Source organism: Rhizobium sp. L9 (assembly GCF_002531885.1).
Taxonomy (GTDB): domain Bacteria; phylum Pseudomonadota; class Alphaproteobacteria; order Rhizobiales; family Rhizobiaceae; genus Rhizobium.
Window position 1 is genome coordinate 47,447 of the sequence record NZ_NWSZ01000013.1, and the last position, 13,702, is coordinate 61,148.

General features: G+C 63.0%; 14 protein-coding genes and 2 pseudogenes. 8 read left to right on the forward strand and 8 right to left on the reverse strand.

Annotated elements, in window-relative coordinates; genetic code table 11:
• Nucleotides 1-4: 4 nt before the first annotated feature.
• Nucleotides 5-370 carry a metalloregulator ArsR/SmtB family transcription factor gene (locus CO660_RS15230; protein WP_097599416.1) on the reverse strand — a complete coding sequence of 122 codons (366 nt, stop codon included), beginning with the start codon at nucleotides 368-370 and terminating at the stop codon, nucleotides 5-7.
• Between the two features lie 129 nt (nucleotides 371-499).
• On the reverse strand, nucleotides 500-637 hold the full coding sequence (locus CO660_RS33850; protein ID WP_245421336.1) for a hypothetical protein: 138 nt from the start codon (nucleotides 635-637) through the stop codon (nucleotides 500-502).
• On the opposite strand from CO660_RS33850, the pseudogene CO660_RS15235 reads away from it, so the two are divergent.
• A pseudogene (locus CO660_RS15235) lies at nucleotides 606-1,610 on the forward strand (acyl-CoA desaturase). The gene CO660_RS33850 and the pseudogene CO660_RS15235 sit on opposite strands and share 32 nt — an antisense overlap.
• A gap of 156 nt (nucleotides 1,611-1,766) precedes the next feature.
• Here the strand turns inward: CO660_RS15235 and CO660_RS15240 are convergent.
• On the reverse strand, nucleotides 1,767-2,714 hold the full coding sequence (locus CO660_RS15240) for an IS110 family transposase (RefSeq protein ID WP_097599417.1): 948 nt from the start codon (nucleotides 2,712-2,714) through the stop codon (nucleotides 1,767-1,769).
• A gap of 255 nt (nucleotides 2,715-2,969) precedes the next feature.
• Here CO660_RS15240 and CO660_RS15245 point away from each other — a divergent pair.
• Together CO660_RS15245 and CO660_RS15250 are read left to right on the forward strand one after the other, a co-directional pair.
• Nucleotides 2,970-3,367 (forward strand): annotated as a pseudogene (locus CO660_RS15245) (VOC family protein).
• A gap of 108 nt (nucleotides 3,368-3,475) precedes the next feature.
• Nucleotides 3,476-4,624 (forward strand): alpha-hydroxy acid oxidase, encoded by a 1,149-nt coding sequence (locus CO660_RS15250; RefSeq protein WP_097599418.1) that lies wholly within the window; start codon nucleotides 3,476-3,478, stop codon nucleotides 4,622-4,624.
• Between the two features lie 60 nt (nucleotides 4,625-4,684).
• On the opposite strand, the gene CO660_RS15255 is transcribed toward CO660_RS15250, so the two are convergent.
• Nucleotides 4,685-5,455: an isocitrate lyase/phosphoenolpyruvate mutase family protein gene (locus CO660_RS15255; protein WP_097599419.1), complete on the reverse strand. Its 771-nt coding sequence runs from the start codon at nucleotides 5,453-5,455 to the stop codon at nucleotides 4,685-4,687.
• The gene (locus CO660_RS15260) at nucleotides 5,452-6,525 is read right to left on the reverse strand and encodes a trifunctional transcriptional activator/DNA repair protein Ada/methylated-DNA--[protein]-cysteine S-methyltransferase (protein ID WP_097599420.1); all 1,074 of its coding nucleotides are present in this window, start codon (nucleotides 6,523-6,525) and stop codon (nucleotides 5,452-5,454) included. The genes CO660_RS15255 and CO660_RS15260 overlap by 4 nt, the downstream gene beginning before the upstream one ends.
• Before the next feature lie 104 nt (nucleotides 6,526-6,629).
• Between CO660_RS15260 and CO660_RS15265 the strand changes: the two genes are divergently transcribed.
• The gene (locus tag CO660_RS15265) at nucleotides 6,630-7,346 is read left to right on the forward strand and encodes a pyrimidine 5'-nucleotidase (RefSeq protein ID WP_097599421.1); all 717 of its coding nucleotides are present in this window, start codon (nucleotides 6,630-6,632) and stop codon (nucleotides 7,344-7,346) included.
• Between the two features lie 108 nt (nucleotides 7,347-7,454).
• Complete coding sequence (locus CO660_RS15270) at nucleotides 7,455-8,072, forward strand: EF-hand domain-containing protein (protein WP_097599422.1); 618 nt, start codon at nucleotides 7,455-7,457, stop codon at nucleotides 8,070-8,072.
• Nucleotides 8,073-8,128: 56 nt separating this feature from the next.
• Here CO660_RS15270 and CO660_RS15275 read toward each other — a convergent pair whose 3' ends face one another.
• Nucleotides 8,129-9,010 (reverse strand): LOG family protein, encoded by an 882-nt coding sequence (locus CO660_RS15275; RefSeq protein ID WP_097599423.1) that lies wholly within the window; start codon nucleotides 9,008-9,010, stop codon nucleotides 8,129-8,131.
• A 194-nt stretch (nucleotides 9,011-9,204) separates the two neighbouring features.
• Here CO660_RS15275 and dapD point away from each other — a divergent pair, with 194 nt between their 5' ends.
• The 3 genes from dapD (at nucleotide 9,205) to CO660_RS15290 (ending at nucleotide 11,943) form a co-directional block, all read left to right on the forward strand.
• Complete coding sequence (dapD, locus tag CO660_RS15280; protein ID WP_097599424.1) at nucleotides 9,205-10,065, forward strand: 2,3,4,5-tetrahydropyridine-2,6-dicarboxylate N-succinyltransferase; 861 nt, start codon at nucleotides 9,205-9,207, stop codon at nucleotides 10,063-10,065.
• Nucleotides 10,066-10,166: 101 nt separating this feature from the next.
• Complete coding sequence (gene dapE, locus CO660_RS15285) at nucleotides 10,167-11,360, forward strand: succinyl-diaminopimelate desuccinylase (RefSeq protein WP_097599425.1); 1,194 nt, start codon at nucleotides 10,167-10,169, stop codon at nucleotides 11,358-11,360.
• Entirely contained in the window at nucleotides 11,347-11,943 is a 597-nt protein-coding gene (locus CO660_RS15290) for a hypothetical protein (protein WP_097599426.1), read from the forward strand. The genes dapE and CO660_RS15290 overlap by 14 nt, the downstream gene beginning before the upstream one ends.
• Before the next feature lie 20 nt (nucleotides 11,944-11,963).
• Here CO660_RS15290 and truA read toward each other — a convergent pair whose 3' ends face one another.
• Nucleotides 11,964-12,761, reverse strand: a complete 798-nt coding sequence (truA, locus tag CO660_RS15295; RefSeq protein ID WP_097599427.1) for a tRNA pseudouridine(38-40) synthase TruA — start codon at nucleotides 12,759-12,761, stop codon at nucleotides 11,964-11,966.
• Entirely contained in the window at nucleotides 12,761-13,696 is a 936-nt protein-coding gene (fmt, locus tag CO660_RS15300) for a methionyl-tRNA formyltransferase (RefSeq protein WP_097599428.1), read from the reverse strand. The genes truA and fmt overlap by 1 nt, the downstream gene beginning before the upstream one ends.
• Nucleotides 13,697-13,702: the final 6 nt, after the last annotated feature.

The following is a 13,702-nucleotide window of genomic DNA, read 5'->3' on the forward strand; positions in this document are numbered from 1 at the left end:
CCTATCAAGGCGACTCTTTCGCGCGGGCGAGCGCCTGGCTTTCCTTTTTAATCGGCCGACCGACCGGGCAGACCTCCTGAACGAAGCCGTTGAGCGTATTGACCAGATTGGTCTCGATCAGGGAATAATGAACGAACTGGCCCTGTTTCTGCCGTCGGATCAGCCCCGCAGTTTCTAGAACGGAAAGATGCTGCGAAACGGCTGGCTTGGACATGCTGAAGCGGTCGGCGATCTCGCCAGCGGTCAGCCCGGAGGCCGAGAGATAGGCAAGAATCTTTCGCCGTGGCGCGCTGGAAAGCGCGTGAAATACCCGTTGCGCGGCGCCGAGAGAGCTGCCTTCTGTAATGTCATCGCCAGTCTCGTCTTCCAAATCCGGTCTCCGTCGCAGCGGCATCATTGCATGAAACGTACAAATTAAGCGATTAAGGTATTGCTTAATTATCTTTCTTGGCGCAAGGTAATTATGTATTTCCTTAATTAATGAACGGGCGGGCGATGTTCAAGTGAAGAATGCGCCCGATCGGAAGGAGTTTGCCATGAGCAGTATTTCCACCGCCCGCATGATCGACAACAGCAGCGATCCGGCGAGGGGCAGAGTCGTCTGGGTGCCGGCAAAGTCGATCTGGATCACCGCCATGAGCCTGATCGCCATCATTAGCGGCCGGCGACCTTCACCTGGAGCGCCTTTGCCGTCTTTATCCTTTCGACCGCCATCACGATCTGCCTCGGTCATTCAGTCGGGATGCACCGGCTGCTGATCCACCGCTCCTTCCGCACCCCTCTCTGGATCGAGTATTTTCTCGTCTATCTCGGTACGCTGGTCGGCATGGCCGGCCCCTTCGGCATGATTTACGCGCATGACATTCGCGACTGGGCGCAACGGCAACGAAACTGCCATGACCTCTATGCCCACCCGGTCTTTCCTGGTCGACTCCTTCTGGCAGATGCACTGCGTCGTGAGGCTCGCCCGACCGCCGTGTTTCGAGATTGAAGAGCGCGTGCGACACGACCGCTTCTATCGCTTCCTAGAGGCGACATGGATGGCGCAGCAGTTCCCTCTGGCGCTCGCTTTTTTCGCTCTCGGCGGGCTGCCGTGGCTGGTCTGGGGGATTGCGATGCGAATATCGGTATCGCTGACCGGGCACTGGCTGGTCGGCCATTTCGCCCATCGTGGCGGCCATCAAGGCTGGAGCGTCGATCATGTCGCAGCGCAGGGCTACAACCTGCCGCGATTCGGATTGGTGACCTTCGGCGAGAGCTTCCATGGCAATCACCACGCCTTTCCCGAATCGGCCCGGCTCGGCATCGAGCCGGGCCAGTTTGACCTCGGCTGGCATTTCATCCGGCTGCTGGAAAGGCTCGGCCTGGCATCGGCAATCAAGCTCCCGCACATGATCAAGCCGCGGGAAGGGGTGCGGCGTGTCGGATTGTCCGCAGATGCAGGTGCCCCGTTGTCCTGTGGGACAGCGTTGGGCGGCCTCGGGATGAGCACAGGGAGTAGCGCTGCGGCGTGTCCTTCGAGGCTTCGCCCTGTGGGCCGCGCGCCTCGGGATGAGGGACGTCGGTGGATGCCGCGCCGAAGCATAGAGGAGCGCGGTGGCACAGCATGAGCCGCGTCAGAGGATAAGCGTAAACCCCCAAGAGAGCCTCACCCTCAGGTGCCCCGCAGGGGCCTCGAAGGGCGGGGCGGGTGCGCTGCCAATCGATGAATGCAGGAGCAGCGCTGGCGCATGTCCTTCGAGGCTCCGGCCTTCGGTCTGCGCGCCTCAGCAACCGTGTTGTTGCGGTTCGCTCCATGGGGTTCGTCTTTTGATGATAGTGTTGATCATGACGATGAATTTCCGCATGGCAGCGACGAGCGCGACCTTGGGTGGTTTGCCGGCAGCGCGCAGTCGTTTGTGGAAGGCCCTGATGGCCGGACTGCAGCGAATGGCCGAGAGCGTTGCCATGTAGAGGGCGCAGCGGACGGTGGCGCGGCCGCCGGCGATGTGGCGCTGGCCACGCCAGGTGCCGCTGTCGTGGGCGACCGGGGCGACGCCGACGAGGGCTGCGAGTTTCTTGTCGTCGATGGCGCCGAGTTCGGGCAGTTCGGCGATGAGCACGGCGGCGCCGACCTCGCCGATGCCTGGCACGGTCAGCAGCAGGTCGCGGCGTGCGGCCATGTCGGGTTCGGCCTCGATGGCGAGCGCGATGGCGGCATCGACGCGGGCGAGCTGGCTCTTGAGGGCGGCGAGGGTCTCGCCGATCAGGGTGGCGACGGCTTGCGGGGCGTGTTCGAGGCGGTTCTTCTCAGCGACCGCCATGTCGATGAGCTGGCGGCGGCGGGCGACCAGGGCAGCAAGCGCGATGCGACCGTCGTCGATATGGGGGATCTGTGCCGGCCGCATCGCTCTGGCGAAGTGGAGAATGACGCGGGCGTCGACCTGATCGGTCTTGGCCAGCCGGCCGCTGGCCCTGGCGAAATCGCGCACCTGGCGGGGATTGACAACGGCGACGGCAATACCGGCGGCCATCAGCGCCCTAACGATCGCCATCTCGTAACCGCCGGTGGCCTCGACGACGGCCAGCTCGGCGCCGGCTATCGCCGTCGCCAGCGCGGCCCGGCCTGGCGCGTCGTTGTCGAAACGGACAACGGCGCGTTTGCCCTCGACGGCCACGTCGAAATGGACTTTCGAGACATCGATGCCGACCATGAAAGCTTGCGGGATACGCATGGGTGCTCCTCCTTGCAACGCGGGCTCGAAGCCCAATCAACCGTTCGAGCGAAGACATCGCGACGGAGATGCTCGCTGAGGCACGAGTTCGAAACCCAAGGATGACACGCATCCCCGTCGCGCAGCCCGTTTATACACCAACGGCAACGTACAAGGACGAGGATCGTTGAAGGATGCCCCGCGCCGAAGCAAAGAGGTGTTGAAGGATCGCATCCCATGCAATAACTGGCATTGAAGCGCGGCAAGGCAGAGCCAATGCGGGTGCGCCCTCAGCAGAGGATATGGCGCCTCAATCAGGTGACTGTTACGATGCCTGACCTCGATGCGGGCTGGCATTTCTACTGCGTCCTCGGTCTTCGCCCCGTTGTCGATGCGCGTCCCCGGTATGCGCGTTTCGTCTGCCCCGATGGGGACAGCACTTTTTCGCTTCACCAGGGCGAGAAAGGCGGCGGCGGGACGACGGTCTATTTCGAGTGCAAGGATCTGGACGAAACGGTCGCCAAGCTCAGCGCAGCCGGACTTCGGTTCGCAAGCGGCCGGAGGACAAGAGCTGGCTGTGGCGTGAGGCGGAGCTGTTCGATCTAGGCGGCAACCGCGTCGTTCTTTATTTCGCCGGATCCAACCGCGTCGATCCGCCATGGCGGGTGGGATGAGCGGCCAATCTTCGCGCCGAGAGGTCGCAAATCGTACAATGAAGCCTTGGCAAGGTTTCGAATCGTGCTTTAGGTTGCGCCCCGAAAATCAACGGCTCGAGCGAAAAGATGCGCCTTACAGACTGCTATAACTTCCACGATTTCCGGCGCATGGCCAAGCGGCGTCTTCCAGGGCCGATCTTCGACTATATCGACGGCGGCGCCGATGACGAGGTGACGTATCGGCGCAATACCGCGGCCTTCGACAATTGTGATCTGGTGCCCGATGTTCTCAAAGGGGTGGCCGAGGTCGATATGTCGGTGACGGTCATGGGGCAGAAGCTGGCCATGCCGGTCTATTGCTCGCCGACGGCGTTGCAGCGGCTGTTTCACCACCAGGGGGAACGGGCGGTCGCGGCGGCAGCGGCGAAATACGGCACGATGTTCGGCGTCTCCTCACTCGGCACGATCAGCCTGGAGGAGGCCAGGCAGATCAGCGACGGACCTCAGGTCTATCAGTTCTATTTCCACAAGGACCGCGGGTTAAACCGCGAGATGATGGCGCGGGCGAAAACGGCGGGCGTGCAGGCGATGATGCTGACGGTCGACAGCATCACCGGCGGCAACCGCGAGCGCGACAAGCGCACCGGTTTTTCCATTCCCTTCAAGCTCAATCTCGCCGGCATGATGCAGTTTGCGATCAAGCCCTCCTGGGCGATCGGCTGGCTGACGCATGAGGGTTTCCGGCTGCCGCAGCTCGAAAACCACGTCAAGATGGACGGCGGCGCGCTGTCGATCAGCCGCTATTTCACCGAAATGCTCGATCCCTCCATGTCGTGGAACGACGTGGCCGACATGGTACAGGCCTGGGGTGGGCAATTCTGCCTGAAGGGCATTATGTCGGTGGAGGACGCCAAGCGCGCGGTCGAGATCGGCTGCACCGGCATCGTGCTGTCCAACCATGGCGGCCGCCAGCTCGACGGCTCGCGCAGCGCCTTCGATCAGCTGGCCGAGATCGTCGACGCGGTCGGCGACCGGATCGACGTCATGATGGATGGCGGCGTGCAGCGGGGAACGCATGTTCTCAAAGCGCTGTCGCTGGGGGCCAAGGCCGTCGGGCTCGGCCGTTACTACCTCTTCCCGCTGGCAGCCGCCGGACAACCCGGCGTCGAACGGGCGCTGGAGACGATGCGCACCGAGCTCGAGCGTGACATGAAGCTGATGGGGTGCACCTCGGTCGACCAGCTGACGCGGCGCAATCTGCGCTTCCGTTCCTGAGCAGAGCGATCATTCCGGGCCGCAACCTTTCCTCGGGATGCGGCCCCGCGCGGATTGGCCTCAGAGCAGGCTGTAGATCGCCGCAGCCTCCTGCCTCAGCTTTTCCATCATCGACCGGTAAGGCCCCGGCCCATAGCTGATGCGGCCGACCCCGAGCTTTGCCAATGTTTTCACATCAGGCGCGCCCGTCCGCATCATGATGTTGACCGGCAGCGACGAGGCTGCGCAGATCTTTTCGATCAAGGCGGGATCGATCAGGCCCGGAACGAAGAAGCCGCTGCCGCCGGCCGCGGCGTAGGCCCTGCCCCGCTCGATCGCCTCGTCGACGAGATCGGCATGTTTCGAAAGGTCGCTCTCGGCCAGGAACAGGTCGGTGCGGGCGTTGACGAAGAAGGGCATGTCTTTGCTGTCGGCCATGGCGCGAATGGCGCGGATGCGGGCCGCCTGGCTGTCGACCGGATAGAGCCCCTCGCCCGCAACCACCCGATCCTCGAAATTGATGCCGATGACGCCGACCTCCATCAGCTTGGCGACATTGGCGGCCGCACCTTGAGGGTCTGCCGAATAAGCCCCTTCGAAATCGACCGAAAGCGGCAGGTCGACGGCCTCGGTGATGGATTTCGCCGTCTCTACAAGCACCGACATCGGCAGTTTCTCGCCGTCGGCAAAGCCATGAGCTGCGGCAACCGACCAGCTTCCGGTGGCAAGCGCCTTGGCGCCGGCATCGGCGACGGCCTTCGCCGTCCCCGCATCCCAGATATTGTAGAGGACGATCGGGTCGCCCTTCTTGTGAAGCGCGCCGAATGCCTTGGCCTTTTCAGTCCGGTTCATGCTGTCTCCTCCATCCTTGTCTCTATGCTGATCTTCTCTTCGTGGCGCAGCAGCCATTGCTTGCGCCAGAGGCCGCCGCCATAACCGGTCAGAGAACCATCGGCGCCGAGGATGCGATGACAGGGCACGATGATGGCAAGCTGGTTGGCGCCATTGGCGCGGCCGACCGCACGCACGACCTCCGGCCTTTCCATCTCCCTGGCGAGATCGCCATAGGCGCGCGTCTGCCCGACCGGGATCTCCATCAGCTTTCCCCAGACATGCTTTTCGAAGGGCGTGCCACCGAGCGCCAGAGGGGTCCTGAAGACGGTCAGCCGGCCTTCGAAATAATCGCGGATTTCCGCCTCAATCTGATCTATCGCGGGGGTGCGACCGATTGCGAGGGAGGAGCGAACGCGCTTCTGCAGCGCTTCGAGTTCGCTCAGTAGCGCCTTGCGATCGTGAAATTCGAGAAGATGCAGACGCGTCTTGTCCGCGACCGCGATCATCGGCCCGAGCGGCGTATCGAACCAGTCGGCAAAAAGCAGTTCGTGATTCTGCGAGAGTGCCGGCGCCTTGCCGACGAGCCGCTGGAACGCCGCCCGGAAACCGCTCGGAGATTCGTACCCCGCGTCGATCTGGGCATCGATGACACGCGCCCCATCCGCCAGTTGCCGGGCCGCTTCGCCGAGCCTGATATAACGGACGATGTCATGGAAGGTCATGCCGAGCGCCCGCTTAAAGGCGCGCCGCACGGTCGAGGGATCATGGCCGCGGCGCACGAGCTCCTCCTCGCTCCAGCGAACCTCCGGCTCGTCGTCGAGTGCGGCAAGCAACAGATCGACGACCGGCTCCCTGCCCGGCTGCTCCAACGGCCTGCAGCGCCGGCAGGGGCGGAAGCCGGAATGCATGCAGGCGGCGATTGTCTCGAAGAACAGCGTATTTTCCCGCTTCGGCTTGCGCGCCGGACAGGTCAGACGGCAGAAGATACCTGTCGTCTTGACGCAGACATAGGCCTGGCCCTCATACTCGGCGCTGCGCGCGATCAGGGCATCATAGAGCGTGTCATCGTCGGGGCGTTCGAAAAGCATGACCGCTTTCTAACATCCCAGGCCTGCCGCGTCCGCCGAAAATCGGGCGTCTATTTTTTCTCTGTCGATTTCCTTGGGCGACCAGCCGTGCCATAAGGGCGGCCATGACCAAGATCGACCGTACGCCTGAAAAAGCCGATTTCGAACACGTGACAGATTGGGTGTTCGATCTCGACAACACGCTCTATCCCCATCACATCAATCTCTTCGCGCAGATCGACAAGAACATGACCGCCTATGTCGCGGCGCTGTTGCAGATGGAGCGGGAAGAAGCGCGCAAGCTGCAGAAGCAGTATTATCTCGACCACGGCACGACGCTGCAGGGCCTGATGATCCATCACGGCATCGATCCGAACGACTTCCTGGAAAAGGCGCATGCGATCGACTATTCGGCGCTGACGCCGCAGCCGGAACTCGGCGAAGCGATCAAGGCGCTGCCGGGGCGCAAGTTCATCTTTACCAACGGCAGCGTCAAACATGCAGAGATGACCGCCGGAGCGCTCGGTATCCTCGAGCATTTCGACGATATTTTCGACATCGTCGCCGCCGAGTACGTGCCGAAGCCGGCGCAGGCGACCTATGACAAGTTTGCGGCGCTGAAGCGGGTCGAAACGAACAAGGCGGCGATGTTCGAGGATCTGCCGCGCAATCTGACGGTACCGAAGGCGCTCGGCATGCAAACCGTGCTGCTTGTGCCGCGCAACCTGGAAGAGACCATCGTCGAATGGTGGGAAAAGACCAGCGGCGACGAGGATCACATCGATTTCGTCACCGACGACCTCGTCGCGTTTCTCGGCAAGGTGACCAGATCCGGCGGCTGACCGCCAGGTTACGAAAGTTTCACACAGCTTACCGATGTTTAACTGGGTCTTTCAGGCCCGCTGCCATAGCTTCTTTCGTGAGGGGACACCTTACGAAAGGGAAACACGATGTACCGCAACAAGCTGATACTGGCAGCGCTCTCCTCCGTCCTAATCTTCGGCGCTGCAGCCGGGGCAAGCTTTGCCGCACCGGGCGACGGGCCGCGCCCGCATCATGCCGGTATGGACCGCCCGGGCCGCGACGCCTTCCTCGAAATCACCTATGTCCGCATGCTCAAGCAGTTCGACGCAAACAAGGATGGAAAGGTCTCCAAGGAGGAGGCGACGAGCGGCCTCGACAAGATTTTCGCGGCGATCGACACCAACAATGACGGGTCGCTGACGCCCGGCGAAATCCGGCAGTACCGGCAGACGCAGCTGCAGGCGATGAGAGATCAGCACAAACAGGACGCCGGCGACGAGAAGGACGCGAATGCCGCGCCCGACATGCCGGACAGCGACTCCGGGCAGCCGCCGCGCGACGGCCATGACGGTCATCGCTGGATGCGCCATGGCGGCAACATCATGCGCGCTTCGATGATCATGGATCGGATCGACGCCGACGAGAACGGGCAGATTTCCAAACAGGAGGCCGTGGCCGCCTTCGACAAGCTGTTCACGCGCATGGACCGCAACAAGGATGGCGTCATCTCGATCGACGACATGCCGGATCGGCCGCTGCTGTAAGCGCGGACGAACCGTTGCCCCTGCTCTTTCCCCATCCGACGGGGAAAGAGCATATCTCAGAGACCCTGGCCCGGTTCGCGGTGTTCGTAGAAATCCTGGACGATCTTCCACGCGGCGTCAGCCGTGTCGACGAAGCTGATCAGCTTGACGTCATCGGGCGCGATCGTGCCGAATTCGGCCAGGGCTTCGAAATTGATGATGCGGCGCCAGAAGGCTTCGCCGAACAGGATCAGCGGCAGACGTTCCATGCGGCCGGTCTGGATCAGCGTCAGACATTCGAAGAATTCATCGAGCGTTCCGAAGCCGCCGGGGAAGACCGCGATCGCCTTGGCGCGTACCATGAAATGCATCTTGCGAATGGCGAAATAGTGGAAGTTGAAGCTGAGCTCGGGCGTGACATAGACGTTCGGAGCCTGCTCGTGCGGCAGCACGATGTTGAGACCGATCGACGGCGCGCCTTCGTCGGCCGCACCGCGATTGCCGGCCTCCATGACGCCGGGACCGCCGCCGGTCACGATGACATATTCCTGAAAGTCGAAGCCCGCCGAATATTTCGAGCAGAGACGGGCAAATTTGCGCGCCTCGTCATAATAGACGGAGGCCGCCTCCAGATTGGCGCGCTGGATCTCGTTGCGCGCCGCCCAGGCACTCTGGCCGGGGGCGGGAATGCGGGCGCCGCCGAACATGACGACGGTCGACCGGATGCCGCGCTCGGTCAGCATCATCTCCGTCTTCAACAGTTCCAGTTGCAGGCGGATCGGCCGCAACTCCTCACGGCAGAGGAAATCCTCGTCGACATAGGCTAGGCGATAGGCCGGCGACAGCGTCTGCGGCGTCTTCGGCACGGCTTCGGCGCGCTGCCTGTCGGTCGAGCTGCTCTTCAACGGGTCCCATACGCCGTCCTTGCGCCTAGAACCGCCGTTTCGTCCCTTCGCCATGTCGAAATGCCTTTCAGTATTGCCGGCCGTGAAACCGGATATGTCGCTATAACGCCTTGAATCCAGGTATGATCTTGTTCGAAAAATCATTCCGTTCTACGCGTGCATGCTGTAGAGCAGGACAAACCCACGCCGATCGCATGTCCGGAGACTCCGCCGTCTCCACGATAAAGATCGAAGTTTAAGGAATTCTCATGAGCGCCACCGACCTCGCATCCCTGGAAAAGACCATCGAAGCGGCCTTCGACAATCGCGATAATGTGAACGTGTCGACGAAGGGCGAGGTCCGTGATGCGGTCGAAGCGGCGCTCGATCTGCTCGATTCCGGCAAGGCTCGCGTGGCGACCCGCGGCGCCGACGGCGCCTGGACGGTCAATCAGTGGCTGAAGAAGGCGGTGCTCTTGTCCTTCCGCCTCAACGACATGGAAGTGGTCAAGGGCGGCTCGGGCAATTCCGTCTGGTGGGACAAGGTCCCCTCGAAGTTCGAGAACTGGGGCGAAACCCAGTTCCGCGCCGCGGGCTTCCGCGCCGTTCCGAACTGCGTCGTGCGCCGCTCGGCCTATATCGCCCCGAATGCGATCCTAATGCCCTCCTTCGTCAATCTCGGCGCCTATGTCGGCGAAGGCACGATGGTCGACACCTGGGCGACGGTCGGCTCCTGCGCGCAGATCGGCAAACATGTGCATCTGTCCGGCGGCGTCGGCATCGGCGGCGTGCTCGAACCGATGCAGGCCGGCCCGACCATCATCGAAGACAATTGCTTCATCGGCGCCCGTTCCGAAGTGGTCGAAGGCTGCATCATCCGCGAAGGCTCGGTGCTCGGCATGGGCGTCTATATCGGCAAGTCGACCAAAATTGTCGACCGCGCCACCGGCGAGGTGATGTACGGCGAAGTGCCGCCCTATTCCGTCGTCGTCGCCGGCTCGATGGCCTCGGCCAACGCGACGATGGCAAACGGCCAGCCGGCGCCGCATCTCTACTGCGCCGTCATCGTCAAGCGCGTCGACGAACAGACCCGCTCCAAGACTGGTATCAACGAGCTGCTTCGCGATTGATGACATCGGGAGATTGATCCGGTAAACAGACGGCGTCTTTTTGCGCGAGGCGGCCCCGCCTTGCCATGTCTTTGCCATTGCCGCTGGATAATTCGACCGCCATGACCGTTACCGATCCCGTCGCCAATCTGCAGACGCTGATTCGCTGCCCCTCCGTCACACCAGCCGAAGGCGGCGCGCTGACGGCCCTCGCGGCGATGCTTGCGCCGCTTGGCTTCAAAGTCGACAAAGTGAGAGCGAGCGAAGAGGGAACGCCCGATATCGAGAACCTTTATGCCCGCCTCGGCAGCAACGGCCCGCACTTGATGTTTGCCGGCCATACCGATGTCGTGCCAGTTGGCGATGAAGCCGCCTGGACGCACCCGCCTTTTGCCGCGGAGATATCAAAGGGCGAACTCTTCGGCCGCGGCGCCGTCGACATGAAGGGCGGCATCGCCTGTTTCGTCGCCGCCGTTGCCCGCCACATCGAAAAGAACGGGCCGCCTGCCGGCTCACTCTCTTTCCTGATTACCGGCGACGAAGAGGGCCCGGCGATCAACGGCACGATCAAACTGCTGCAATGGGCGGCGGAGCGCGGCGAACGCTGGGACGCCTGCCTTGTCGGAGAACCGACCAATCCGGACCGGCTCGGTGACATGATCAAGATCGGCCGGCGCGGCTCGCTATCGGGCAGGATCATCGTACATGGCGTTCAGGGCCATGCCGCTTACCCGCACCTCGCCGACAATCCGGTGCGCGGTATACTGCAGCTGACGCAGGCGCTGATGGATCCGCCTTTCGACGGCGGCACCGACGATTTCCAGCCGTCGAACCTCGAAGTGACGACGGTCGATGTCGGCAATCCTGCGACGAACGTCATTCCGGCAAAGGCATCGGCAAGCTTCAATATCCGCTTCAACGACAGCTGGACCGTCGAGACGCTGCGCGCCGAAATCCTGCGCCGGCTCGAAGCCGCCGCCGGCCATGGCCAGCTGCGTCCGGGCCGCGAGCCAGTCAAATACGATATCGTCTGGGCGGACCGGCCGAGCCATGTCTTCCTGACCCGCAACAACGCCCTGATAGCTTCGCTGTCGTCTGCCGTCGAAAGCGTCGTCGGCCGGTCACCGGCGCTTTCGACCACCGGCGGCACGTCGGATGCGCGCTTCATCAAGGATTATTGCCCGGTCGTCGAGTTCGGCCTGGTCGGCCAGACGATGCACATGGTCGACGAGCGCGTCACTGTTGCCGATCTGGAGACGCTGACGGCGATCTACGAGACCTTCATCGACCGCTGGTTCGCCCATGCCGGGTCTTAGAGAAGTTCAGTACTACCTGGCCGGCCTCTGGCTGCTGATCCGGATGGATCCGCGCGGCTTCCGCTTCCTCGATCTGTCGGAGCGCGGCGTCAACCGGTCGTTCTGGGCGATGGCCTGGTGCCTGCCGCCGATGGGCATTTCCTGGCTCTGGTGGCGACAGGCCTTCCTGCGGTCGATGCCGCCGGAGGCCGATGTCGATCTTGCCTTCTACATCAGGCTCGGCCTTGTCGAGGTCGCCAACTGGTTCGTGCCGCTGGTCTTTGCCGGGCTGCTGCTGCTTGTCTTCCGCATGGGCGAGCGCTTCGCCCCCGTCGTCGTCAGCGTCAACTGGCTCGGCGTGCCGCTCTCCTATATCAACGGTCTGCTGCTGGCGCTGGTGTTCTTCCTGCCCGGCACGGTCGGCCTCGTCTCGCTGCTGCTGCTCGCCTTCATGCTGGCGCAGGTCTTCGCTTTGGCGCGCATTCTCAGAATGATCTGCCACGATCACGCGCTGATGGTCGGGGCGCTGACGCTGGTGCTGCTGGTGCCGTCGATGATCCTTTCGGAATATCTGCAACACTTTCTCGGCATCTATCCCGCCTGACCCGCACTATCGCATGAGCATCAGAGATCGTCGTCGTTTTCCTCGTCGGGCCTGCGACGGTCGGTGATGACGTCGGGATAATCCACCTGCATGAAATAGAGCCCTTCCGGCGGCGCCACCGGGCCGCAGGCCTTACGGTCCTTCGCCTCGAGCGCTGCCTGCACGTCTTCAGGCGTCCATTTGCCTTCGCCGGCGAGCTTCAGCGTGCCGGCGAAGGAACGGATCTGGTTGTGGAGGAAGCTCTGCGCCGTGGCGCGGATCTCGATCAATTCGCCATTTCGCGTCACGTCAAGCCGGTCGAGCGTGCGCACCGGGCTGTTCGCCTGACAATGGGCGGAGCGAAAGGTGGAGAAATCGTGCCGGCCGACCAGCCGCTGAGCGGCGGCGTGCATGACCTCGTGATCGAGCGTCTTCGGCACCCACCAGGCCTTGCCGGCCTCGAGCGCCAGCGGCGCCCGGCGGCTGACGATGCGGTAGAGATAATGGCGCCGCAGCGCCGAAAAGCGGGCATCGAAGAAGTCGGGAACGGCCTCGACGTCGAGAATAGAGACACGCTCGCCGGCAAGCCGCAGATGCGCGTTCAAGGCATTTTGCAGCTTGTAGGGCGACCAACTCTTGGAAAGATCGGCATGGATCACCTGTCCCATGGCGTGGACGCCGGAATCGGTGCGGCCGGCGCCGCGGATCGACACGGTCTCGCCGGTCAGCGACAATACCGCCGCCTCGATCGCGCCCTGCACCGAGGGTCCGTTCTCCTGCCGCTGCCAGCCGACATAGGGGCCGCCGTCATATTCGACGGTCATGCGGAAGCGCGGCATCAGGAAAGCCTCGTGCCGGCCGCAAGCGGCGTGCCTCGGAGGAAATCCGCCGCGGCCATCGGCTTGCCGCCGGCCTTCTGCAGCCGTGTCAACCGCACGGCGCCGGAAGCGCAGGCGACGACGAGATCGTCGGTCAGCAGCTCTCCGGCAGCGCCCTGCCCGTCGGCCAGTTCGGATCCCAGCACCTTGACCCGCTCCGGCCTGCCGCCGATCTCTAGCTCGAACCAGGCGCCGGGAAACGGCGCCAGGCCGCGGATATGGTTGTGCACATCACGGGCGTTTCTTGCAAAATCGATGCGCGTCTCGGCCTTGTCGATCTTGGCGGCGTACAGCACGCCCTCCTCCCGCTGCGGCGTCAGCGGCAGGTCGTTCATCTCCAGCTTCACCATGGCTTCCGCTATAGCCTTGGCGCCAACGAGCATCAGCCGGTCGTGCAATTCGCCCGCCGTCATGTCCGGACCAATCTCGACTTCGCGGGTCAGCGCGACCGCGCCGGTGTCGAGCCCCTTGTCCATCTTCATCACCATCATGCCGGTCTTGTCGTCGCCGGCCATGATCGCCCGCTGGATCGGCGCAGCACCGCGCCAGCGCGGCAGCAGCGAAGCATGACCGTTGTAACAGCCCTCGCGGGTGCCGTTCAAAACGGCCTCCGGCAACAGCAGTCCGTAGGCGACGACGACGCCGACATCGGCCTTGAAGGCGGCAAACCGCTCGCGCTCCTCGGCATCTTTGAAATTGACCGGCGTGAAGACGGGAAGACCGAGCAGTTCGGCCGCCTGATGCACCGGCGATTTCTGCAGATCGAGCCCGCGGCGTCCACCCGGCCGCGGCGGCTGTGTGTAGACCGCGACGATTTTGTGGCCGGCGTCGACGAGCAAGCGCAAGGTCGGAACCGAGAACTCAGGCGTTCCCATAAAGATGATGCGAAGAGACATTTTATC